At 68.2% G+C, this 21,608-nt stretch carries 23 protein-coding genes; 15 read left to right on the top strand and 8 right to left on the bottom strand.

The window, feature by feature from the left end; genetic code table 11:
* Nucleotides 1–107: 107 nt before the first annotated feature.
* The 3 genes from H6717_26420 (at nt 108) to H6717_26410 (ending at nt 3,314) form a co-directional block, all read left to right on the top strand.
* A complete protein-coding gene (locus tag H6717_26420; protein ID MCB9580594.1) occupies nt 108–1,802 on the top strand; it encodes a L,D-transpeptidase in 1,695 nt (564 codons plus the stop codon).
* Nucleotides 1,803–1,863: 61 nt separating this feature from the next.
* Nucleotides 1,864–2,862: a tetratricopeptide repeat protein gene (locus H6717_26415; protein ID MCB9580593.1), complete on the top strand. Its 999-nt coding sequence runs from the start codon at nt 1,864–1,866 to the stop codon at nt 2,860–2,862.
* Nucleotides 2,862–3,314: a DUF4339 domain-containing protein gene (locus H6717_26410; GenBank protein MCB9580592.1), complete on the top strand. Its 453-nt coding sequence runs from the start codon at nt 2,862–2,864 to the stop codon at nt 3,312–3,314. The genes H6717_26415 and H6717_26410 overlap by 1 nt, the downstream gene beginning before the upstream one ends.
* A gap of 234 nt (nt 3,315–3,548) precedes the next feature.
* Here H6717_26410 and H6717_26405 read toward each other — a convergent pair whose 3' ends face one another.
* Together H6717_26405 and H6717_26400 are read right to left on the bottom strand one after the other, a co-directional pair.
* Nucleotides 3,549–4,109 (bottom strand): hypothetical protein, encoded by a 561-nt coding sequence (locus tag H6717_26405; protein ID MCB9580591.1) that lies wholly within the window; start codon nt 4,107–4,109, stop codon nt 3,549–3,551.
* A 7-nt stretch (nt 4,110–4,116) separates the two neighbouring features.
* Complete coding sequence (locus H6717_26400; protein MCB9580590.1) at nt 4,117–5,124, bottom strand: polyprenyl synthetase family protein; 1,008 nt, start codon at nt 5,122–5,124, stop codon at nt 4,117–4,119.
* Nucleotides 5,125–5,258: 134 nt separating this feature from the next.
* Between H6717_26400 and H6717_26395 the strand changes: the two genes are divergently transcribed.
* The 9 genes from H6717_26395 to H6717_26355 all read left to right on the top strand — a co-directional run bounded on the left by H6717_26395 (nt 5,259) and on the right by H6717_26355 (nt 12,794).
* A complete protein-coding gene (locus tag H6717_26395; protein MCB9580589.1) occupies nt 5,259–5,717 on the top strand; it encodes a hypothetical protein in 459 nt (152 codons plus the stop codon).
* A gap of 28 nt (nt 5,718–5,745) precedes the next feature.
* Entirely contained in the window at nt 5,746–7,593 is a 1,848-nt protein-coding gene (locus H6717_26390) for a DEAD/DEAH box helicase (protein ID MCB9580588.1), read from the top strand.
* 28 nt (nt 7,594–7,621) lie between these two features.
* The gene (locus H6717_26385; protein MCB9580587.1) at nt 7,622–8,212 is read left to right on the top strand and encodes a tetratricopeptide repeat protein; all 591 of its coding nucleotides are present in this window, start codon (nt 7,622–7,624) and stop codon (nt 8,210–8,212) included.
* 64 nt (nt 8,213–8,276) lie between these two features.
* A complete protein-coding gene (locus H6717_26380) occupies nt 8,277–9,701 on the top strand; it encodes a TolC family protein (GenBank protein ID MCB9580586.1) in 1,425 nt (474 codons plus the stop codon).
* A 73-nt stretch (nt 9,702–9,774) separates the two neighbouring features.
* Entirely contained in the window at nt 9,775–10,485 is a 711-nt protein-coding gene (ccsA, locus tag H6717_26375) for a cytochrome c biogenesis protein CcsA (protein ID MCB9580585.1), read from the top strand.
* Between the two features lie 3 nt (nt 10,486–10,488).
* Complete coding sequence (locus H6717_26370) at nt 10,489–10,797, top strand: CcmD family protein (GenBank protein ID MCB9580584.1); 309 nt, start codon at nt 10,489–10,491, stop codon at nt 10,795–10,797.
* A gap of 132 nt (nt 10,798–10,929) precedes the next feature.
* A complete protein-coding gene (locus H6717_26365) occupies nt 10,930–12,075 on the top strand; it encodes an acyl-CoA dehydrogenase family protein (GenBank protein ID MCB9580583.1) in 1,146 nt (381 codons plus the stop codon).
* Between the two features lie 75 nt (nt 12,076–12,150).
* On the top strand, nt 12,151–12,513 hold the full coding sequence (locus H6717_26360) for a hypothetical protein (protein MCB9580582.1): 363 nt from the start codon (nt 12,151–12,153) through the stop codon (nt 12,511–12,513).
* On the top strand, nt 12,504–12,794 hold the full coding sequence (locus H6717_26355; GenBank protein MCB9580581.1) for a hypothetical protein: 291 nt from the start codon (nt 12,504–12,506) through the stop codon (nt 12,792–12,794). Before H6717_26360 ends, H6717_26355 begins: the two co-directional genes overlap by 10 nt.
* Nucleotides 12,795–12,797: 3 nt before the next feature.
* Here H6717_26355 and H6717_26350 read toward each other — a convergent pair whose 3' ends face one another.
* The 6 genes from H6717_26350 to H6717_26325 form a co-directional block, all read right to left on the bottom strand.
* A complete protein-coding gene (locus H6717_26350) occupies nt 12,798–12,971 on the bottom strand; it encodes a hypothetical protein (protein ID MCB9580580.1) in 174 nt (57 codons plus the stop codon).
* Nucleotides 12,968–13,150, bottom strand: coding sequence for a hypothetical protein (locus H6717_26345; GenBank protein MCB9580579.1), 183 nt, complete (start codon nt 13,148–13,150; stop codon nt 12,968–12,970). Before H6717_26345 ends, H6717_26350 begins: the two co-directional genes overlap by 4 nt.
* A 104-nt stretch (nt 13,151–13,254) precedes the next feature.
* Nucleotides 13,255–14,286, bottom strand: coding sequence for a PrsW family intramembrane metalloprotease (locus tag H6717_26340; protein MCB9580578.1), 1,032 nt, complete (start codon nt 14,284–14,286; stop codon nt 13,255–13,257).
* Between the two features lie 28 nt (nt 14,287–14,314).
* The gene (locus H6717_26335) at nt 14,315–15,313 is read right to left on the bottom strand and encodes a hypothetical protein (GenBank protein MCB9580577.1); all 999 of its coding nucleotides are present in this window, start codon (nt 15,311–15,313) and stop codon (nt 14,315–14,317) included.
* Entirely contained in the window at nt 15,310–16,638 is a 1,329-nt protein-coding gene (locus H6717_26330) for an outer membrane protein transport protein (GenBank protein MCB9580576.1), read from the bottom strand. Before H6717_26330 ends, H6717_26335 begins: the two co-directional genes overlap by 4 nt.
* The gene (locus H6717_26325; protein ID MCB9580575.1) at nt 16,638–17,912 is read right to left on the bottom strand and encodes an outer membrane protein transport protein; all 1,275 of its coding nucleotides are present in this window, start codon (nt 17,910–17,912) and stop codon (nt 16,638–16,640) included. The genes H6717_26330 and H6717_26325 overlap by 1 nt, the downstream gene beginning before the upstream one ends.
* Before the next feature lie 41 nt (nt 17,913–17,953).
* Between H6717_26325 and H6717_26320 the strand changes: the two genes are divergently transcribed.
* The 3 genes from H6717_26320 to tatC are packed head-to-tail and all read left to right on the top strand — an operon-like array spanning nt 17,954 to nt 21,401.
* Nucleotides 17,954–20,104, top strand: coding sequence for a CehA/McbA family metallohydrolase (locus H6717_26320; GenBank protein ID MCB9580574.1), 2,151 nt, complete (start codon nt 17,954–17,956; stop codon nt 20,102–20,104).
* Nucleotides 20,105–20,139: 35 nt separating this feature from the next.
* Nucleotides 20,140–20,616 (top strand): twin-arginine translocase subunit TatB, encoded by a 477-nt coding sequence (gene tatB / locus H6717_26315; GenBank protein ID MCB9580573.1) that lies wholly within the window; start codon nt 20,140–20,142, stop codon nt 20,614–20,616.
* Nucleotides 20,613–21,401, top strand: coding sequence for a twin-arginine translocase subunit TatC (gene tatC / locus H6717_26310; GenBank protein MCB9580572.1), 789 nt, complete (start codon nt 20,613–20,615; stop codon nt 21,399–21,401). Before tatB ends, tatC begins: the two co-directional genes overlap by 4 nt.
* Nucleotides 21,402–21,608 lie beyond the last annotated feature (207 nt).

The raw sequence follows: 21,608 nt of genomic DNA, 5'->3' as shown, positions 1-21,608 counted from the left end.
GCACGGGCCTCGCTTTGCCCTCAGCGGATTTTCGGCTCACGGGCCAAAGGAGACCTCGAAAAGTGGTTCGACGACCCCTCATGTGGGTAGTAAGCCCCAGACCCCTGATGCGATTCCGTACCGGTTTCTCCGTTGCGCTGCTGGCCGCCCTGACGGCCGCCGCGGCCTGCGACCGCTCCCCCCCGCCGGGCGCGCAGCCCGCGGCGTCGGCCTCGGGGCGCTCGGTACGACCCCAGGGGCCTGCCGGGGACCCCACGCTACCAGAGGAGCTCGAGCCCAAGGCGGAGCCCGAAGCCAAGGGAGAGGAAGACGCCGGCGCCAAGGAGCTCGACTGGAAGGGGCCCTGGTTCGTGGTCACCTCCGTCGCGGCCGCGGTGTACCCGAACCCCGAGTTCGACAAGGACAAGAAGCTCGGCTACGTGCGCAACGGTGGTCGCGTCCCGGTTCAAGAGAAGCCGGTGTCGACCAAGAGCTGCAGCGGCGGCTGGTACCAGATCGTCACCGGTGGCTACGTGTGCGGCAACCTGGGCACCACGGATCTCGAGCATCCGCAGGTAAAGTTCGCGCTCAAGGCTCCGGACCTCGACGCTGTGCTGCCCTATCAGTACGCGCGCAACGCGAAGAACGGCACGCCGCTGTATCGCTCGGTTCCGTCGCGCGAACAGATGTACAAGTACGAGCCGTATCTTCCCGGCGCCAAGAAGGCGAAAGAGAAGGAAGAGCAGGAGAGCGACGACGACGACGACAAGACCGTGCGTCGCGCCTCCGTGGTGACGGATGGCGGCGCGCCGGATCGCCCGCAGATCGATCGCGCGTTGGCCGACGCGGGCATCCTCACTCAACCCACGGACGGCGGCAGCGACGAGCCGGAGAAGCCCTGGTGGCAGCAGGAGAACGCCAAGGACAAGCTGCACGAGGTGACGCTGGAGCAGCTCGAGGCCGAGGGCGACGACATCCTCGCCAAGCGCATGGTGGCGGGCTTCTACATCGCCGTCGACAAGACCTTCAGCTGGAACGGCCGCACTTGGTACAAGTCCACCAAGGGGCTGGTGGCGCCGGCGGATCGCTTCTGGATCACGGCGGGATCCAAGTTCCAAGGCGTGGAGCTCGGAGGCGACTTCAAGCTGCCCATCGCCTGGGTGTACGGCGGGCGGAAGACGGCGCCGACCTACGAAATCGAGGAAGGCAGCTCGTCCCCCAAGCCGGCCAAGGCCATCGAGGCCTTCACCGCCATCCAGCTCACCGGCAAGTCCCAGGAAGTCGGCGGCACGCGCTACCTCGAGACCAAGGACGACACCTGGATCAAGGCCATCCACGTGCGCGAGACCCATCCGGGGCCGCCGCCCAAGGACCTGAAGCCGAACGAGCGCTGGATCGACGTGAACCTCAGCGAGCAGACCCTGGTCGCCTTCGAAGGTGGGCGTCCGGTGTACGCGACGATGGTGTCCACCGGAAAGCACTCCAGCATCAAGGACAAGGATCACAGCACACCCACCGGTGCTTGGCGCATTCGTGAGAAGCACGTCACCACCACGATGGACGGCAACGGCACCGCCGCCGGGGACTTGCCCTATTCCATCGAGGACGTGCCCTACGTGATGTACTTCCACCGCTCCTACGCGGTGCACGGTGCTTTCTGGCACCGGAACTTCGGCGTGCAGATGAGCCACGGCTGCGTGAACCTCGCGCCGCTCGACGCGAAGCACTTGTTCTTCTTCGCGGATCCGCCGATGCCCAAGGGCTGGCACGGAGCCTGGTCGTCCGGCGACCGCCCCGGCAGCTTGGTGGTGATTCACGACTGATTGGGGTGCCTGACCGCCGGTGCTTGACGGCACGGCCGGCCGGGACCAGTAGTGCGCGGTCATGGATCAGTTTTCCGCGCATTTGGACCGCGGCTGGGATCTCGTTCAACGCGGGGATTCCCGCGGTGCCGAGCTGTCGGCCCGCCGCGCCCTGGAGCTCGATAGCCAATCGCCGGAGGCCTACAACCTCCTCGGCTACTGCGCGGCCCTGCAAGGGGACTTCGACGAGGCCATCGAGCACTACCGCCAGGCCATCGCCCTCGACGACACCTACCTCGAGGCGATGCTGAACGCGGCCGAGGTGTACATCCATCCGCTCGGCGAGTTCGACGAAGCGGTAGACATGTGCGAGCAGGCGCTCGACCTCGCGGAGTCCGACGACGAGATGGTGGACGCTTTGCTGCTGAAGTTCGACGCGCTGCTCGGCAAGGGCGACTTCGAAGAAGCCAAGGCGGTGTGCCGCCAGTTCCCGGATGGACCCTTCGACAATCCGAACCATGGGTTCTTGGTGGCACGGGCGCTGTACGAGGTCGGAGATCTCGGTCGGGCGCTGCCGCTGATCGACGCCGCCGTGAAGACGCACCCCGACAACCCCGAAGCTTGGTACTACCTCGGGCTCTTGAAGGACGAGAAGGGCGACACGGCGGCCGCGACGGAAGCGTTCCTGCGCTCTCGAGATCTCGACCTGGCGCTGCCGATGCCGACCTGGTCGCTCACCCGGGACACCTTCCGCATGACGGCGGAAGCGGTCGTGGACGAGCTCCCACCGGAGCTGAAGACGTTCCTACGCCCCGGCGAGGTGTACGTGTGCGACGTCCCCGGCGTCGAGGTCGTGGTCGACGGCGTCGATCCCCGCGCGCTGTTGCTGCTCGACGGCATTGCCTCGGACGGCGGCGGCCAGCTGCCCACGGCGCGCCTGTTCGTCTATCAGCGCAACGTGGAACGCCTGGCCGGCACGGTGGACGCGGTGGCCCACGAAATCCGCGTCGCCCTCACCCGCGAGATCACCGCCACCTTCGTGGAGCCGCCCATCAGCACCGACAAGAAGACGCTGAACTGATGGCGGACGAAAGCTGGTTCTGGGCCGATCTCGACGGCTCCCCCAAGCCCACGAGCTTGGCGGCGCTCCGCGCCTCGCTTTCGCTCTCGGCGCTGCCGCCCTTCGTGCTGGTGTGGCGCACGGGCCTGTCGGAATGGCTGCCGGCGTACCTGGTCGCGGACCTCGCCAAGGTGCTGGGCGTCGATCCGGTGGATCCGGCGGAGCTCGACGCGTCCCTCACCGAGCCGCCTGCCGCACCCGTCGAGTGGTACCTCGAGTGCTACGGCGGCACGCCTCCGGCATCGCTGGCGGAGCCGTCCGCCGGCATGTCGGCCACGCGCAACATGAACATCGGCAACCACTTCGATCCGCAGCAGATGAAGACGGTGATGGGCAGCAACAAGCCCCTGCCCATCGGCGCGTTCCGCAGCGTGGACGACTACCTCACCCACATCCGCAAGCTCAAGTCATAGGCTTGATTGTGTTTGGATCTTCACCGCTCCAAGCACTCCGCTCGACGAGCCGCACCAGCGTGCCGATGACGCGATCGAACTCCGCACGCAGCGGTGCGCGCGCGCAGCGCGCGGCGCGCACCGGGCGAAGCTCGGCTCGGCCTCGAGGCACGCGAGCTCATCCCCCCCTTGCCCGCTGCTCCCCGACCTCGGCGCGGCGCGCCGCGCGGTTCCGCGGCGGACCAACAAATGGATCTACTTGGAGAGCTCGATGCGCGACAGCGGCTCGGCGTCCAGCTTGGCGGTGTTCAAGAGGGCGTCCAGGAGTTGCTTGCCGAGCTTGGCGAGGCCGAGCAGCGCAGTGATGCGCACCTGCTGGAGCTTGGCGCGCTCCCGAGTCTTTTCGTCGTCGGAGCGAAGGTGCTCCTCGAGGGACGTGAGGGCTTCCTCGCAGGCGTCGATGGCAGCGGAGATCTCGCCGCCTTCGCGTTCGGCCATCACACGCGAGATCATCTTCCAGAGCTGGACCTCGGCGGCGAAGTAGTCGCGGCGCTGCCCCGGAGACCACACCTTCTTGACGACACCCCAGCGCAAGAGCTCGTTCAGCGTCATGCTCACGGCGCCGCTCGAGAGCTTGAGCGTGTCCTGCAAGTCCCGCGCGCTCATGGGCTCCGGCGAGAGATACAGCACCGCCCAGATGCGCCCCATGTTGCGCTTGAAGCCCCAGAACTCGATCAGCCGGCCGATGAGATCGGTGACGATGAGCTCGCTCTGCCACAAGCCGCGTCGCGGGGGCTTCTTGGCGGCGGCGTTCACGACGGCGTCAGGCGGCCCGTGCCGCGAGCTCCTGGGCGACGCCCTCGAGCAGCGTGCGGGCCGGCCCGGGCGCGAGGGCCCGAAGCGCGTCCAGTGCGCTGGCGGTGGTCTTGGCGGCGCGCTCACGCACGACGTCGCACACCCCCGACTCGATCACCGCGCGGCTCACGTGCTCCACCGGCGACAAATCCCCGGCGTGGATGCGGGCCAACGGCTCGAGCAGCTCCGGAGAACGGGCAGCGGCGAGCACCAGGGGCAGCGTGAGCTTGCCCTCTCGCAGATCCGCCAGCGGCGTCTTGCCGGTGTCGGGGCTGGCGTAGTCGAGCAGGTCGTCCACCAGCTGAAAGGCGACGCCGAGGCGCTCGCCGAATTGCTCCATCTTCTCCTGCGCGTCGGCGGGGGCGCCGGCGATGAGCGCGCCGGTGCGCGTGGCGAAGCCGAACAGGGACGCGGTCTTGTCCCGCAACACGCGCTCGTAGGTCGCTTCCGAAGCATCCAGCGAGGTGCGGCCGCGGAGCTGCACGATTTCGCCGTCGACCAAACGCCGGAGCGTCTCGATCAGGGACGGCAGCACGGCGGGCGCGGCCCGCGAGGTGCGCTCGAGAGCGTGCACCAAGAGCAGGTCGCCACCGAGCACGCTGACAGCGTTGCCCCACACGCGGCGTGCAGTCTCGGCGCCGCGGCGCTCGTCGCCGTCGTCGATGACGTCGTCGTGCAGCAGCGTCGCGGAGTGCACGAGCTCCACCACCACCGCCAGCTCCCGCGCGGCATCGGTGATGGGACCGAAGCACGCCGCGCTGAGCAACAGCGCCAAGGGACGCACGCGCTTGCCACCGTTTTCCACCAGGTGTCGCGCCGCATCCACGCCGGGGCTCGGCCCTTCCCGGGCGGCACCACGCAGGGCCGTCTCGACTTTCGTCAAGTCACCGGCCAGTGCGGCTTGCACATCCGTCAGACGCTGCTCGAGGCGCGCGGGCACGGTCACAGCGTCCGTCGTACGGACCAGGGCGTCCACTGCTTCAGGCAGGGAGAGGGGGCTGTTCGGAGTTTTCAAAGTTTCTTGAAAGGTATTGTGCCAGGGTGCCTCAGGTCAATCACCCGAGCGCGTTTGACGCGGCCCCGGGGCCGGGGGTAATCCGGGCGGCTGAGATGCCGACCCCTCCCCTCACCCGTGGCGAACGCCTGGGCCGCCGCCTGGGCATCGCCCTGTTTGCGCTGGTGGTCGGCGGCTTCACCATCACCTGCGCCACCGAGATCATCGTGCAGGTCTGGTTTTCGCCGCGTTCCGAGGAAAACGTCAGCTGTCGCCCGAGCATCGTGAAGCTGATCCACGCCGTGCGCCGCGCTCGCGGCGTGGCGGCGGCAGAGGTGGGCGGCGAGCGGGCGGCGGTGAGCCAGTTCCGAGGCGCCCTGGACCCCGAGTGGGCCCAACGCGACGCACTGGATCAGGCCTGTAGTGGCGATCCGGCGGCGCTGCGCGCGCTGCGGGAAGTGGACCAATACCGCTACGCCGAGGAGCACTCCGCCCGCATCGAGGCGCTCGACCTGGCGCGGCGTCGCCGACAAATGCACGCCCTGGAGCAGCACCTGAGCGGCGAAAACCGCTAAGCTCCGCCCCGCTTTCGAAAAGACGACCATGACGATGAATCCCGCCGAGCACGAGGCCCCGCCCACTTTCGACAGTCTTCGCTTGTCCAAGGAGGTGCGCCAAGCCGTCGACGATCTCGGCTACGTCCACCCCACTCCGGTGCAGCGCGCGGTGTTCGAGCCCGCCTCGCGAGGTCGCGATCTCGTGGTGCAGGCGCGCACCGGAACTGGCAAGACCGCAGCCTTCGGGCTGCCCATCGTCGACGCCCTGGTCAAGAAGGACGCGAGCGCGGTGCAGGCCCTCATCCTGTGTCCGACGCGGGAGCTGGCGTTGCAAGTCACCCGGGAGCTGGACGCCCTGAGCAAGCACGTCGACGTGAGCATCGTGGCCGTGTACGGCGGCGCTCCCATGCCCCGCCAGGTGGCGCAGCTCGAAGCGGGCGCGCAGGTGGTGGTGGGAACCCCCGGTCGAGTGCTCGACCATCTGCGCCGCGGAACTCTGGATCCAACGTCCATTCGCATCTTCATCCTGGACGAGTCCGACGAGATGCTGTCGATGGGCTTTCTGCCGCAGATCACCGACATCCTCTCGTTCCTGCCGGACGGACGCCAGACGCTCTTGTTCAGCGCCACCCTGCCGCCGGACATCCAGCGCATGGCGGAGACCCGCCTGAAGAACCCCGAGTTCATCACCTTGAGCGGGGATCACGTCGGCGCGCTGGAAATCGACCACTTCGTGTACATGAGCTTCGGCGACAAGGCCGGGGAGCTCTTGAAGATCATCGAAACGGAGGATCCCGAGAGCGCCATCGTCTTCTGCAACACGCGGGACGAAACCAAGCGCGTCGCCGCCGTGCTCCAGCAGCAGGGGTTTGCCGCAGACTGGCTCAACGCGGACCTGCCCCAGAACGATCGAGAAAAGGTGATGGCGGCCACGCGCAACAGCGAGCTGCGCTTCTTGGTGGCCACGGACGTCGCCGCCCGCGGCATCGACATCTCTCACCTCACCCACGTGATCAATCACGACTTCCCGGAGTCCGCAGAGAACTACGTGCACCGCACCGGCCGCACCGGTCGCGCCGGACGCACTGGGACGGCCATCTCGCTCATCACGCCGAGTGACATCGGAAATCTTTATTACCTGCGGCTCACCTACAAGCTGAAGCCCATCGAGCGACAGCTGCCGACGGATCGCGAGCTGCAGACCCGCGCGCAAACGGACCTGGTGCAGATGTTCGCCGATCTGTTCGCCGCTCGGCGCATTCACCCGGACGACCGCGCGTTGGCGCGGCGGCTGATGAGCCACGAGCTGGGCGAGGAGATCGTAGCGAACCTATTGCGGGATCACCTGGGGGCACGGCCCGAGGCCGTGGAAGAAGCGACCGCGGCGCGCCGCGCCCGAGCGCCGGAACCGGTGCGACAAGCCCCGGCACGCCGCGCGCGCACGCCGGAAGCGCCGGAGCCGACGCGCCGCGCCCGCGAAGACCGCCCGCGCGAGGACCGCCCGCGCGAAGACCGCCCGCGCGAAGACCGCCCGCGCGAAGACCGCCCGCGCGGCGCCGAGCGCCCGCGCCGAACGCGCCAGCGGCGGGACTCCTTCGACGACGACCTGCCGTCCTACGAGGTCTCCTCGATGGAGCCCGAAGCGCCGGTGGAAGGCGGCGATGTGGCGGAAGTCTACGTGAACGTGGGCAAGCGTGACGGCATCAGCCCCGAGGATTTTCACGAGCTCTTGGCAGAGCTTGGTCCGGATGCTGCAAGCACCGTCAACGTGCGTCACCGTCACTCTTTCGTACGCGTGCCAAGAGAGCTGCTCGACAAGGCCATCGACGCGTTGAACGGCGCCACCCTCGGCGGCAAGCAGGCGATGGCCGAAGAAGCTCGTCCGCGCTCGTGATTTTCTCTGCTACGCTAGCGTTCGCCCCGTGAAGAACGAGGACCAGCCCATCGAGAGCAGTGCCGAAGCGGAGACGGATCGTCTCGTGCGGGATGCGAGCTGGGCGCTCGAAAACGGACTTCCGGCTCGGGATCTGGTGCCGATGCTGAACAAGCTCATGCAGCGCGCCGAGCCCGGCTCCCTGCCCTGGCGCTTCGCGTGTCAGGAGCTCGCGGAGCAGCTGGTCGAGGCCGACCCCTGGCGCGCCGCGCTCATCGTGCGGCGTCTGTTGGCGGACGGCGAGAGCGACCGCGCTTGGGCGGTGCTCGGGCTGTGCCTGGCGCTCCTCGGTCACGCCCGCTCCTCGCTGTCGGCCTACCGGCGCGCTCTGGCGCTGGCGCCCCACTGCGCGGAGTACGCCCACAACGTCGGCCACCTGTTGGACGCCGGCCTGAACCGCCCAAAAGACGCCCTGCGCTACCTCAATCAGGCGCACCGCAGCCTGCCGTCGGACGTGGAAATCGCCGCTTCTCTGGCGCACGCGCTGGTCCGCCTCGGCCGCGAGGCGGAGGCTCGAGCGCTGCTCGCGCCGCGGCTCTCGGTGCCCGAGGTCGAAGAGCTGCTCGCGCGCTGGACGTGAAACGGCGAGGTATTGGAGACCCTTTGCCCTTTGCAGGCAGGGCTCACGGCACTATCTCGCGGCAATGGTCCGAACACGAGCCCTCGCCTCCGTTGCCCTGATCGCCTTCGCCGCGACCACCGCCAACGCGCAGCCCGCGCCCGAACCGCCGGATGCCGACAAGCCCGTCGCGGTACCGGAGCCCACCGGCGAGCCCAAGCTCCCGGAGGTCGACGACCCCATGCTGAAGCCGCTGCCCACGCCCAGCCACGAGCTGCACTCGTGGCGCGAGGCGCTGAAGCTGGTGCGCGGCAACAACACCAACTTGCAGCGGGCTGCCGCGCAGATCGCGTTGGCCAGCGGCCAGGCGCGCCAAGCGCTGGCGCGGGCGCTGCCCACCCTCACGGGCACGGCGCAGGTGCAGCGTCACCTGCTCACGGGCGACGGCGTGATCTTCAGCTCGTCGGGCATCCGTCAGGGCACCATCCCAGATCCCCTCACCACCTGGAACGCCGGCCTCGCGCTGCGCGTGCCGGTGTTCGCGCCCAAGGCCTGGTACGACCACGGCACCGCCAAGCAGAGCGGTGAGGCCGCCCGCCTGAGCGCGTCGGACGCGCAGCGTGTGGTGCTCGGAGCAGTGGCGGAAAGCATCGTGAGCGTGATCACCGCGGAGCGCGTTGCGGAGATCAGCCGCGTGTCCCTCAAGTCGACGCTCTCCACCTTGGATCTCAACAAGAAGCGGGCCCGGCTGGGCTCCGCCAGCGCCGTGGACGTGCTCCGGGCCGAGCAAGAGGTCAGCCTCACCCGCGCGCAGGTGGTGAGCGCCGACGAGAGCGTGCGCCGCGCTCGCGAGGCCCTGGGCCTGGCCCTCGGCTTCTCCGACCCGTGGGGCGTGGACCCGTCGGTGCGCATCAATACCCTCGCCTCCGACGCCCGCGCGGTGTGCAAGCCCGTGGGCTCACCGGACACTCGGGCCGACGTCCGCGCAGCGCGCTCCCGCCTGGACCTAGCCGAGCGCAACGTGAAGGCCGAAAGCTGGGACTACGCCCCCACCCTCGACTTCGTGTCCAACCTGAACTGGACCAGCAACGAGCGCTTCAGTGCGAACGGCAAGCCGGTGACCTGGACCATCGGCGGCGTGCTCAGCTGGCAGCTCTACGACGGTGGCCTGCGCTACGGCAACAAGGCCACCGCCGAGGCGCAGCGGCGGCTGGCCCAAACGGATCTATCCGACGCCAAGCGCCAGGTGCGCATCGAGGTCGTGCAAGCGACCCGCGCCGTGGACGTGGCCAAGGCCAACCTGGGCGTCAGCGAGAAGAGCCGGGAGATCGCCCGCCAGAGCGCACGCCTGTCGCGCATCGCCTTCGCCGCCGGGCAAGGCTCGAGCTTCGACCTGGTGGACTCCGCCCGGCGCCTGCGGGAGGCCGAGATCGACACCGCCATCAAGGAGTTCGAGTTGGTCCGCGCCCGCATCGCCGCGCTCCTGGCCCTGGCCAGCTGCGACGTGTAGCCGGCAAAGCGCAGGAACATGACGCCTCGGCCTTGTCTGGGGGCCCACCACACACTAGCGTTCCGCTCGTCCCATGGACCGGAAGAACACATTTTTCAACGTGCTCGCGGCCGCCACCACCGCGACGTTCATCGCTCTCATCGCCTTCGTGTTCTTCCGCGTGCCGGTGGCGCAGCCGGAAGCGGGTGGCATCGCCCAGAAGATCTTCTACTTCCACGTCCCCGCCGCCTACGGCATGTACCTCTCCGGCGTGATTTGCTTCATCGCCAGCGCGGGCTACCTGCTCAAGCTGAACGACGGCTGGAACGCCTGGGCCCGCGCCGGAGCCGAGTGCGCCGCGATGTTCGGCATCATGGTGCTGACCAGTGGTCCGCTTTGGGCCAAGAAGGCCTGGGGCGTCTACTGGGTCTGGGATCCCCGGCTCACCACTTCGCTGCTCAGCATGCTGGTGTACGCCGCCATCGTGGTACTGCGAGCGTTCTCCGGTGACGGCGAGGCAGAACGCAAGTTCGCCGCGGCCCTCGGCATCTTGGGCACCGTCAACCTACCCATCATCCACTACTCGGTCCGAAAGTGGGGCGGCAACCACCCCACCGTGATCACCAAAGGCGGCGGTGGCCTCGGTCACCCGGACATGAAGCTGGCGCTGCTCGGCGGCTTCATCGCGATGACGCTGCTCGCCGCATTGTTTCTCTGGTCCCGAGCACGGCTCCTGTGGCTCGACGCGCGGCTCAGCCGCGCCGAGGAGCGCGCCGTGTCCCTGGGTGCCACGGAGGAAGTCTGATCCATGCAGACCCCGCAAGCGCTCCACGACGACCCCGGCCTCGGCCCCGGCCTGCGCCTCGCTCAGAACGCCCCACCTCAGGGCACCCCGGCCACGCCGGAGGAGCGCGCGCAGGAGTTCAAGCCGGTTCAAGGCGGCAGCGACACCGCCAGCGCCGGCAGCCTCCTGGTCGCGGCCTACATCGTGATGTGGGCCATCTTGATGGGATTTTTGGTTTTGTCGTGGCGGCGCGGACAACGTCTCGCCACGCGTATCGGAGACTTGGAAAAGTCTTTGGACCGCGCCGAAAAGGCCGAAGCCGGCGACGACTGAGCCATGACCCTGGAGCACATGATCTACATCCCTGGCATGATCATGCTGGGGCTGATCATTGGTTACATGATGGGCGCGCGCGCCGTGCGCGCCGAGCACGCGCGCATGAAGAAGCGCGCAAAGGAGTGAGCCATGCTCGACTTCGGCCTCTCGGAAGAGCAAAAGGCATTGATCGATATGGCGATGCGCTTCAGCAAGGAGCGCATCATCCCGGTCGCTGCGGAGTGTGACCGCGAGAGCAAGTTCCCCAAAGAAGTGTTCGAAGCGGCCCACGCCCTCGGCTTCGTGAACACCTCGGTGCCGTCGGAGTACGGCGGGCCCGGCATGGGGGAGCTCGAGAACGCGCTCATCACCGAGCAGCTCGCCTACGGTTGCACCGGCATCACCACCAGCATGCTGGCCAACACCCTGGCCCTCACCCCCATCAAGCTCGCAGGCAACGAGGAGCAGAAGAAGAAGTACCTGGGCATGCTGACCGCGGAGCCGCTGTTCGCGAGCTACGCCACCACCGAGCCCAGCGGCGGCAGCGACGTCGCGGGCCTCCGCACGCGCTTCACCCAGCACGGCGACGACTTCGTGCTGAACGGCGAAAAGAGCTGGATCACCAACGCGACGCTGGCGAGCTTCTACGTGATCTTCGCCACCAGCGACACGGCCAAGCGGCACAAGGGCATCGCGGCCTTCATCGTGGATCGCGACACGCCCGGCCTGCGCGTCGGCAAGCACGAGGACAAGCTCGGCCAGCGGGCGAGCGACACCGCCGTGGTGCACCTGGAAGACGTGAAGGTGTCGAAGGAGAATCTCCTCGCGCCGGAGGGCCAGGGCTTCAAGCTCGCCATGGAAACCTTCAACCAGACGCGGCCGGACATCGGCGCCCTGGCCACCGGCTTGATGCAGCGCGCGCTGGACGAGAGCGTGGCCTACGCCAAGGAGCGCAAGGCCTTCGGCGTGGCCATCGCCGAGCACCAGATGATCCAGGCGATCTTGGCGGACATGGCCATCGGCGTGGAAGCGACGCGCCTCTTGTACCAAAAGGCCGCCTGGAACCTGGACAACGGCGTTCGCGACCCGATCGTGTCGAGCTACGCCAAGGCCTTCGGCGCGGACCGCGCCATGCAGACGGCCATCGACGCTGTGCAGGTCTTCGGCGGCAACGGCTACGTGCGGGACTACCCCGTGGAGAAGCTGATGCGCGACGCCAAGGTGCTGCAGATCTACGAAGGCACGAGCCAGGTGCAGCGCCTGGTGATCGCGCGCAACGTGATCGGCCGCGCCTGATCTTCGACGACGTGCGCGCTCCGCGGCTCACAAAAGGGTCGCGCGAGCGCCCTTCATTCTGCAATAACGGCCAAGATGAGCCGTATTGCCCTGGTTCTCGTGGTCGGCGCGCTGCTCGCGTGCAAGAGCGGGCCCAAGCAGAAGTGCGTGAGCTCGGTGCAAGTGGGCAGCGAGCGCTATAGCTCCCTGGGCACCCACAGCGACAAGGCCAAGGCGCGGGAGAGCTCGGTGATTGGGGCGTGCATTGCCTACTGTCAGTTCGGCGACCCCACGGTGAAGGCCGCCTTCGATCAGTGGAAGCGAGACAACCCGAGCTCTCCCGCCAAGCCCGATTCGATCATCACGATCCACCTGCAGCGCGAGGTGAAGGCGTGCCAATCGCGCTGCGACGCCCAGACCCGCTCCGGCGCTGCCACGCTGAGGACGGAATGTCTGTGAGCCGCACGGCCGTCGCCGGGTTGATCGCGCTCGTCGCCGTGCTCTTGGCCTGCGCGTCCGGCGGGGGCGGAAAGGACTGCAGCGCCCAGCTCACCCGCGAAGGCAAGCTGGCGACGGGCACAGGCGGGGATCGTCTGGAAGCACGGCACGTGGCGTGTCGCGCGTGGTGCACCCAGAACGACCCCAGCTCCAGCGACGCCTTCCTGCTCGCGGGCTGCGCCAGCCGCTGCGGCGGCGATGTACAGTTCGGCGTGGCCACGGCGACGGTCAGCTGCAAGTAGCCGTCAGTTCGTGGTGAACGAGCCCTGGACCGTGTTCCAGGAGTCGTTGTCTCCGATGCCGGAGAAGACCAGCACGAAGTCCTTGCCGTCGGCGCTGAGCCACTTGTTGGAGAAGTTCCAGAAGAACGCGTTCTGGGGCACTGCCGGGGGAGAGCCGAAGCCGCTCTGGTAGCTCACCGTGTACCAGGGTCCCCAGGCGTGGGCGCCTCGAACAGGCCCAGGTTGCCCTTGAACGACTCGCTGTGCTCGGTCATCAGCAGGTAGCGTCCGAGGGGCGCGTCGAAGCTCACGCTGGTGTTCCAGCCCACGCCTTCGGGATCCACGAACACGGGCTTCCGGCTCGCGATGTGCGCCACCCACGTCGGCTCGGCGTTTCATCGCTCCGTCCTACGCTGCCCGGGGACGCCCGACGACCCCATCCGCCCCGCGCGCCGCGACGTTTCCGCGGCGGGCCGACAAGCTATTGCTTGCCCACGAACACGCCCTGCTGATTCAGGCTGGAAAGCTCCCGCTTCACTTCCTCGATCTTGCGCGTCAAGCCGGCACCGCTCTCTCCACGGCGCAAGCGGTTCTTGAGGAACGCGAGATCGGCGAACAAGAGCTGCTTCTTGCGGGCGGACATGTAGCCCTTGGGGCTGCCCATCAGGGCGAACATGTTCACCAGCGGGATGAGCATGGTGCCGCTGGTGGTGAGCTTGAACTCCTTGGGATGGAGCAGCACACCGACCTCGTCGGCGAGGCCGCGCATGACGATGGCGCGATCGCGGAACGCCAAGATGTACAGCAGCACGAAGAACAACACCGCGAAGGTGAGGAACACGGCGAACTTCAAGAGCACGCCCGCGGTGCCCAAGAAGCTGACCAGGAAGTTGTGCAGGAAGTGGAGCCCCACCGCGGCGCTCCAGCCGCCTATGGGAGCGATGATCTTCACCAGTATGTTTCTGGACTCCGACGCCACGCCCACGCCGATGCCGGTCATGCTGGTGAAGGTCGCGTGCCCGAGACCGCCGAGGATGGTGCGGATGAAGAACAGCAGAATGAACCCGGCCGCTCCCATCTGCGCGGTGCCGTTCATGATGTACAGCACGTCTTCCGTGAGCGTGAAGCCGAGCCCGATGCAGCCGCCGTAGATGGCGCCGTCGAGAGCGCCATCGAGCTCCTTGAGCCACAAGGAGGAGGCGCCCCACACCACGAGCAGGAAACAGCCTTTGAAGGACTCTTCTACCAGGGGGGCCACGAAGGACGCCGTCGCGCCGCGAGCCACGGCCGCCTGATCCGCGGTGGCGGTGCCGACCGCCGAAGAGATCACGGCGCCACCGATGGTGTTGAAGATGAGCGAGAAGAAGGTGGCTCCCAGGGCGCCCCAGAAGAAGCAGATCATCAGCAGCCACCACGGCTCCGGCTCGTAGCGATCCACGCCCTTGATCAGCAGGCCGTAGAAGAACACGCAGCAGGAGACGAGGAAGACCGCCAGGAAGAACGCGATGACCACGGCGCGAGCTTATCCCGGTTTCCGCGGATCAGGGCAGCGTGAGATCCACCGTGGCGGGCGCCACGCCCTCGGCGATGGCGGGGAAATCCTGGGAATCCGAGCTGCCCGCGCGCTGGGTGACGAACAACAGGGTGAGCTTTGCGCGGGGCAAAACCGCTGGGGAGCGAGGATTTCGCGGGCCCGATAGGGAGGGAGCCGCGGCGGGGGTGAGGCGCCCTTCGCTCTGGTAGCGCGCGGCCAGCCCCACGGACTGGCTGCCGTCCTCGGCGGTGGCCGTGAAGTACACGCGGGTCACACGGCGGCCCTCCGCAGTCTGGCTCAGCCAAGCATCTGGATCCCCGACGGCCTGGCCGTCGAACTCGGTGCCACCGGGCTCGAGCACCGGCGCGCTGCCGATGCGGGTGAAGCTGCCCGTGCCCGACGAGCGCGCTTCGCCGATGCGCCCGTTGGCGGAGTAGAACAGCCGCACCTCACCCGACGGCAGCGCGAGCAGCGCGGGCGCCTGGGGAGCCGCTCCACCCTCCCAGGCGTCGCCCCCCGCCTCGAGCACCGGCGCCGGATCCTTCACGAACGTCTCGCCGTCGCTCGAGCGCGCGAGGCCAATGCCCCCGGCCGCGGCATAGGCCAGCCACAGCTCGCCGTTCACCCGCGCGACGCTGGGCTGGGCGATCGCGCCGCCTTCCCAGCTCTCCGTGGGCGTGAGCACGTCCGCGCCCGCGGGGTCGAAGCTGCGACCGTCCGGCGCGCTGAAGCGCTGGATGGAGTCCCCGCTCGGGCTGGTGACGGTGGCGTACAGCGTCGTGGGGCCGAGCTCCGAGCCCTCGGCGATCACGCTCGGATCGCGGAAGTCCGAGTAGCGCTTCTTGAGGATGTAGGGCGCGTCCTTGCTGCTGAGCTCCGGGTCCTTCAGCAAGCGAAACGGACCGGCCAGGGCGTTGGGGCGCTCCACGTCGAGATCTCCCGCCTCGTTCGCCAGCGTGGCGCAGGCGGTGGCGCACAGCACGGAGACGACAGCGAGCGCTCTCATTCGAACCCCAGACTCAGCGTAGCGCCGAGATTCAATATCGTCCCCCGCGCTCTGTAGTCTCCGGTGGTGTCCGCGGGGTTGTCCTTCAGGGTGACGCGGGTCGGCAACAGGGACAGCTGCGCGTGCGCGTCGAAGCGGAGGTTGCCGGGCAGCACGCGGCCCGGGTCGCTCCACTTCAGACCCGCACCCGCCGACACCACGTGGCGGTCGGCGTCGACGTAGTTGGTCACGCCGGTCTGAGGCGGCACCGGGGAGTGCTCGAAGAAGTAACCGGCGCGCACCGGCAGCTCGAGGTCCCGCATCAGCGGCAAGCGGTACTCGGCGCCGATGCGCGGCACCAGGCGGTTCTCGAAAGCCGGATCCTGCACCTGGGTCGGCTTCGGGTTGGGGGGCAGCTCGAAACCCTGCGGAACGTTGACGTCCAAGACCGTCTGCGAACGGCTCACCGGGCTCTCCCACGCGGCCCAGTTCACCCAGGTGACGTCCAGCCCCACGTCGAGCTCCTTGCTCGGATGCCAGTTTCCGCCCAGCACCACTTGCCGCGGAATGAACGCGTTCACCGTGGTGCTGGTGAGGGTGTAGCGGGCCGGCACCTTGAGCAGCGTGGCGTCGACGTCGCCCCGGAGCTCCGCACCGATGTCCAGCTTGATCTTGGCCTGACCGCGATACACCGCCGCGAGGTCCAGCTCCTTGGTGGGACGCACGGTGATGCCGAATTCCGGATAGCGCACCGCCGTCAGGTTCGCGTCCACCTCGTGGCGCAGCTGGGAGTCGTACTGCGTTCGATCTCCGGCGGGCAGCACGGCGGTGCCGGTGATATTGAAGGAGCCCTGGGTGGCCGCCAGGTACGTCATGCCGCCGCCGACGGAGAGCCAGGAAAAGGGCCGAATCGCGACGTTGGCCGACAAGTACAGGAGCTGCGGCCGGTTGTCGTACATCACCCAGCGGGGCTCGTCTTGGCGCGTGCTGCGGGCGCGGCTGAGGCGCTCGTCGTTCAGCAGCGTGGCGATGCCAAAGGCGAAGGGCAGCGTGCCGAAGCTGCCCGGCGCCACGATGCCACCGACGATGCCGTGAACGGGATCGGCGCGGCTGTCGACGCCGTTCATCGACAGGTGGTGATCCACCCGGACGTAGCCCACGCTGAGATCCGTGCCCCGCGCCAGGGCCAGCCCCGAGGGATTGTAGTAGTTGGCCGAAAAGTCGCGAGCGCTGGCGCTGACGGCGCCGCCCATGGCCGTCGAGCGCGAACCGAAGCCGTAGGTGTCCGCCGGGTTCGCCTTGGCGGTGGTGGCGAGGGCCAGCACGAGGAGCAGGGCGCGACGCATCAGAACTTCACCCCCAGGAACACGCCGGCGTTCTGCACCGTGCCACTGCTCTTCACCTGGGGCGCGCCGAGGTTGTCCGCGGGCACGTCGGCGCGCTTTTCGTGGGTGCGCGGCGCCAACAGGTGCAGCTGGTAGAAGGCGTCCACGGTGATGGGCGGCAGAGGCTCCGCCAGCTCGACGCCGTAGCCCACGGACAGCACGTGGCGATCGTTGTCGAAGTAGTTCGACGGCCCCGTTTGTGGGCCCAGGGGGCTCTTGGCGAAGGCGTAGCCCGCGCGGAGCTCGGCGTGCGCGCTGTCGCTCAAGGACCAGCCGTACATCCCGCCGATGCGCGGCACCACGATGTCGTGGAAGCTCACCGGCTGCGCCTTCAGCGCCGCGCAGTCCGGCTGCGTGGGCGGGCACTCCACGGTCGCCTTGCGCCAGCCTTCGAAGGCGGACCAGTGCGACCAGGTCGCGCCGCCCACCACGGTGAAGTCGCCGACCTCCTGGGCGACCTCCGCTTGGAGCTGCATGGGATCGTACTGGGCGACGCCGGAGATGTTCAGATCCGGCACCGTGAGGCTCCCGAGATCGTACACCTGCACCACGACGTCGAAGTCCCCTTCCAGAGCGCCGCGCCAAGTGAGGCCCAAGTCCGTCGTGCCCAGATCCACCGCCACGCCGACGATGGGCGCGTAGGTGGCGATCAGCTGATCGTCCACGGTGGTGCCCACGCGCCCCGAGCTGTCGGTGCGCACGACCACGGTGCCCACCAGCTCGGCCAAGGCCAGAGCGCCGCCGCCGATCTGGATCCCGTGCCCGAGATCGACCCCCAGGCCCATGTTGAAGTTCAGGGTCTGGGCGCGATCCGTGAGCAGCGGGAACTGCAGGCGCTCGGGGTACAGGAGCCGCGCCCGAGCGATGAGATCGTTGGGCGTGAAGGTGCCGAGGCCGAGAGTCAGGCGATCTTCGAGGATGCCCCCGAAGGGCAATGGCAGCACCGCGCCGATGAAGCTCCCGGACACGCCCTCTTCCGAGAGACGACCCGGCGCGTTCGGCCCTTGGGCCCGGAGCGAGAAGCGCACCGCTTGGAACCCCAAGGTGAGCTCACGGTGGTGCATGCGGGCGAGCAGCGCCGGGTTCTCGTAGGTCGCGGAAAAGCCGCGGGCCACGGCAGGCCCCGCGCCGGACATCGCTTGGCTGCGGGGCCCGAAGCCGAACTGCTCGGCGGGCGACGCCTGCGCGGCCGGCGCGATCAAGAGCACGCCGCAGAGCCCGAGCCACCGCCTCATCGCGGCCACGATAACACCCATTTGCGCGGTAGAGTCCCGCCATGCCCCGGCTCCGTCACCTGCTCCTCGCACCGCTCCTGTTGGCGGCGCTCGGGGACGGCGCCACGGCGGGCTCCAGCGGCCCCCGCGCGCTCATCGCCGACGCCACGCTGCTCGGTGGGCGGCTGCGCGTGGGCGCCAAGGTCGGCGACTTCGCCCTGGTGAACGGCAGCGTCACCGCCGTCATCCGCAAGAGCGACGGTTGGTTGGTGGACTTCTGGCCGAACCGCCCGGCGCCGCCCACGGCGCCCCAGCTCAAGCTCGAAGCTGCCATCGACGGCCTATGGCAGCTGCACCCCACCCTCAACAGCGGCGCAGGCCCCGAGAACGTCACTGCCGAGAGCGTGCGCATCGACGGCGACTCGGTGCTCGCCGTCAGCACCCTGGCGCTGGGCGCGGGCACCGTGCGGGTCAGCACGCGCTACCGCCTCGATCAGAACCGCCCCAAGCTCGACATCGAGACCCGCATCGAGCACGTGTCCGGCGGCAAGGTCACCCTCACCCTGGGGGACGCCGTGAAGTGGGGCAACGTCGACTACTTCGTGGAGGGTGAAGGACGCACCAAGCCCACCTTCTCGGGACGCGGGCACTGGGTCGGCCGCCGCGGCGCGGGCGGCGATCTGATCTTGGAGAGCCTGACGGGCTCGGACATGCGCATCCACTACCGGTCGCGCCACGACGGCCTCGCTCCCGAGGTCTTCACCCAGCTCAAGTCCACGACGCTGCTCGTGGGCAGCGAGATCACGCTGCGGCGCACCCTGCGCTATCAACCGATCCCGGAGCCGACGAAGTGGGTGCCCAAGGCCACGTTGATCGTGGACGTGGGCGACGAGATGGGCCGGCCGCTGGCGGCCAAGCTCACGTTCAAGGGCCTTTCGGGCACGCCGGACCCGTTCTTTGGCAACGACGGCGACGAGAACGGCGCTGGGCGCTTCGCCTGGAGCGGCACCGGGCGCTTCGTGCGCACGCTGCCCGTCGGCAAGTACTCGGTGCTGGCCACGGCGGGCATCGAGCGCGACGCAGCGCGCTTCACGGTGAACATCGAGGAAGGCCAGAACGTCTTCGTCAAGGGCAAGCTCAGCCGCGTGATCGCGACCCCCGGGCAAGTGGCGGCCGATCTGCACCTGCACCAGGCGCCCAGCGTGGACGCCGACATCGCGCTGTCCACGCGCATCGTGTCCGTCGCCGCCGAGGGGCTCGAGCTGGCGGTGGCCAGCGACCACTACGCCGTCACCGACTTCGCCCCCACGGTGGCCAAGCTGATGTCCAGCGGTGCGCTGGCGCGTCCCGTGCTCACCGTGGTCGGCAGTGAGATCAGCACCGTGGGCAATCGCTTCGGGCACTTCAACCTGATGCCGATGAAGCGCGGCGACTTCGTGGCCTACGAGGACACGACGCCCAAGAAGCTCTTCGCCGACATGCGCCGCGTGAGCCCCCACGGCATCATCCAGGTGAACCACCCGCGCTGGGACGACATCGGCTACTTCGCCCGCTACAAGCTGGATCCGAAGACCACGCGCGTTCCGTACCAGTACAAGGACGAGTTCGACGAAGACTACGACGCCCTCGAGGTGTTCAACGGCTACGACTCCATGAGCCAGCCGAAGATCCGCATGGTGCTCTTCGACTGGATCCGGCTCTTGGGGCAAGGGCACCGCTACGTGGCCACCGGCAACAGCGACTCCCACAAGCTCTTCTTCGTCGATCCCGGCATGCCGCGAAATCTCATCACCTACGGCAGCTCCGAGAGCGACGCTCAGGATCTCAGCGCCGACCCCAAGGCCGTGCTCGCCGGCGTGAAGGCCGGGCGCGTGGTGGTGACCTCCGGGCCCATCATCCAGCTGGACGTGGACGGCAAAGGACCCGGGCAGAGCGTGCCCGCCGGCAAGCACACCGTGCACGTGGTCGTCAAAGCCGCGCCCTGGATCGACGTCGACGTGGTCGAGGTGCTGCTCGGCCCCAAAGGCAATCGCATCCGCTACCTGCCGGTGCCCTCCAGCAAGGTGCCCGTGCGCCTCGACAAGTCCTTCGACCTCGATTTGCAACCCGGCTCCTTCGTGCTGGTCATCGCCGCGGGAAACACGCCGCTTCCCAACGTCGATAACCCTGCCGTCCGTCCCTTCGGCTTCACCAACCCGGTGTTCGTCGAGTGATTGCCGGCGGAGGTACCACGCGCTAGCGTGCCGCCGTGTTCGGCATTTCGCTGTCGGAAATCACGCTCATCGCGGTGGTCGCGCTCATCGTCGTGGGTCCGCAAAAGCTCCCGGGAATGCTGCGCACCCTCGGCCAGTGGGTCGGGCGCATCCGGCGGCTCACCACCGAGGTGCGCGCCCAGACCGGCATCGACGACATCTTGCGCCAAGAGGGCATCGACGGCGGCATCAGCGAGCTGCGGGGCATGCTGCGGGGGGATCTTCGCAGCGCCATCGGGTCCCGCCGCAGCGAGGCCGCCACCAGCTACGACGACCCCTACCCCGACGCCGCAGAGCTGGATCGCTACCGCGAGTACCCGCTGGAAGGGGCGGACGCCCATGGCGCCCTGCCGGACGATCTGGTGGACAGCGACGACGACGAAGACGCGGACGACGACCGCGTGGCCCAGGGCACGGCGGACGACGAGGACGCGGACGACGGCCGCGTGGCTCAGGGCGAGGACGACGAATGAGCGCGGATCCCGAAGAGCACGTGATGACCTTCTGGGAGCACCTGGACGAGCTCCGCTCCCGGCTCCTGCGCATGCTCGCCGCCTTCGCCATCGGCACTGCCGCGTGCTGGTTCTTCCGCGAGCGACTTTTGTGGGTGCTCACGCATCCGTTCATCACCGCGTGGAACGAGCAGAAGCTCGGCGGCCACGCCGCCCTGCACTTCCCCGCTCCGGCGTCGCTGTTCGTCGCCTACGTCAAGCTCGCGCTGCTGGGCGGCTTCGTGCTCTCGCTGCCCATCATGCTGTACCAGCTGTGGGCCTTCATCGCGCCCGGCCTCTACTCGCGGGAAAAGCGCCTCGCCATCCCCTTCGTGGTCTCCAGCTGCGGCCTGTTCGCCGCCGGCGGCTACTTCGGATGGCGAGTCGCCTTCCCCATCGCCTTCCAGTACCTCTTGGGCTTCAGCGGTCCCGTCGGTCCCGAGGGCTTCGAGGTCACCCCCACGGTGATGATCGGCGACTACATCGAGTTCGTCACCCGCATGCTGCTCGCCTTCGGTGCCGTCTTCGAGCTGCCGGTCCTGGTCTTCTTCCTCAGCGTCGCCGGCCTCGTCACTCACCGCCACCTCATCAAGTTCGCGCGCTACTTCGTGGTGCTCGCGTTCCTGGTGGGCGCCGTGCTCACACCGCCGGACGTCACCAGCCAGTTCCTGCTCGCGGTGCCCCTGTGCGTCCTGTACATCGTGTCCATCGGCATCTCCTGGCTGGTGGATCTCCGGCGCCGAGGCAAGAAGGCCGAGTCCTCCTGAAGATTGGGTGTTGGTCCGCCGCGGAACCGTCCCACCATGCACGTGGAAGTCGACGTCGAGAAAGCCCTCCTGCGCGCGCTCGAGTCGTCCGGCGAGAGCCATTGCCGCCGCTGACGTAGCTAGCGGCGCTTCGCCTTCGTAGTCTTCTTCGCGCTCGACTTCTTCGTAAGTGCTCTCCGGACCCCGTCGTGACAGGCGGGGTTGGTC

It is taken from the genome of Polyangiaceae bacterium, from assembly GCA_020633235.1.
GTDB lineage: Bacteria > Myxococcota_A > Polyangia > Polyangiales > Polyangiaceae > JACKEA01.
Note: the sequence above shows the minus strand (reverse complement) of the source record. Positions and strands in the feature narration are given on the sequence as shown.

Excerpts from the sequence above, each read along its gene's own strand:
- H6717_26415 (MCB9580593.1), top strand. The coding sequence starts at position 1,864 with ATGGATCAGTTTTCCGCGCATTTGGACCGCGGCTGGGATCTCGTTCAA.
- tatC (MCB9580572.1), top strand. The coding sequence starts at position 20,613 with ATGAGCGCGGATCCCGAAGAGCACGTGATGACCTTCTGGGAGCACCTG.
- H6717_26390 (MCB9580588.1), top strand. The coding sequence starts at position 5,746 with ATGACGATGAATCCCGCCGAGCACGAGGCCCCGCCCACTTTCGACAGT.
- H6717_26395 (MCB9580589.1), top strand. The coding sequence starts at position 5,259 with ATGCCGACCCCTCCCCTCACCCGTGGCGAACGCCTGGGCCGCCGCCTG.
- H6717_26380 (MCB9580586.1), top strand. The coding sequence starts at position 8,277 with ATGGTCCGAACACGAGCCCTCGCCTCCGTTGCCCTGATCGCCTTCGCC.
- H6717_26360 (MCB9580582.1), top strand. The coding sequence starts at position 12,151 with ATGAGCCGTATTGCCCTGGTTCTCGTGGTCGGCGCGCTGCTCGCGTGC.
- H6717_26370 (MCB9580584.1), top strand. The coding sequence starts at position 10,489 with ATGCAGACCCCGCAAGCGCTCCACGACGACCCCGGCCTCGGCCCCGGC.
- H6717_26330 (MCB9580576.1), bottom strand. The coding sequence starts at position 16,638 with ATGCGTCGCGCCCTGCTCCTCGTGCTGGCCCTCGCCACCACCGCCAAG.
- H6717_26335 (MCB9580577.1), bottom strand. The coding sequence starts at position 15,313 with ATGAGAGCGCTCGCTGTCGTCTCCGTGCTGTGCGCCACCGCCTGCGCC.
- H6717_26410 (MCB9580592.1), top strand. The coding sequence starts at position 2,862 with ATGGCGGACGAAAGCTGGTTCTGGGCCGATCTCGACGGCTCCCCCAAG.
- ccsA (MCB9580585.1), top strand. The coding sequence starts at position 9,775 with ATGGACCGGAAGAACACATTTTTCAACGTGCTCGCGGCCGCCACCACC.
- H6717_26325 (MCB9580575.1), bottom strand. The coding sequence starts at position 17,912 with ATGAGGCGGTGGCTCGGGCTCTGCGGCGTGCTCTTGATCGCGCCGGCC.
- H6717_26320 (MCB9580574.1), top strand. The coding sequence starts at position 17,954 with ATGCCCCGGCTCCGTCACCTGCTCCTCGCACCGCTCCTGTTGGCGGCG.
- H6717_26365 (MCB9580583.1), top strand. The coding sequence starts at position 10,930 with ATGCTCGACTTCGGCCTCTCGGAAGAGCAAAAGGCATTGATCGATATG.
- H6717_26355 (MCB9580581.1), top strand. The coding sequence starts at position 12,504 with ATGTCTGTGAGCCGCACGGCCGTCGCCGGGTTGATCGCGCTCGTCGCC.
- H6717_26420 (MCB9580594.1), top strand. The coding sequence starts at position 108 with ATGCGATTCCGTACCGGTTTCTCCGTTGCGCTGCTGGCCGCCCTGACG.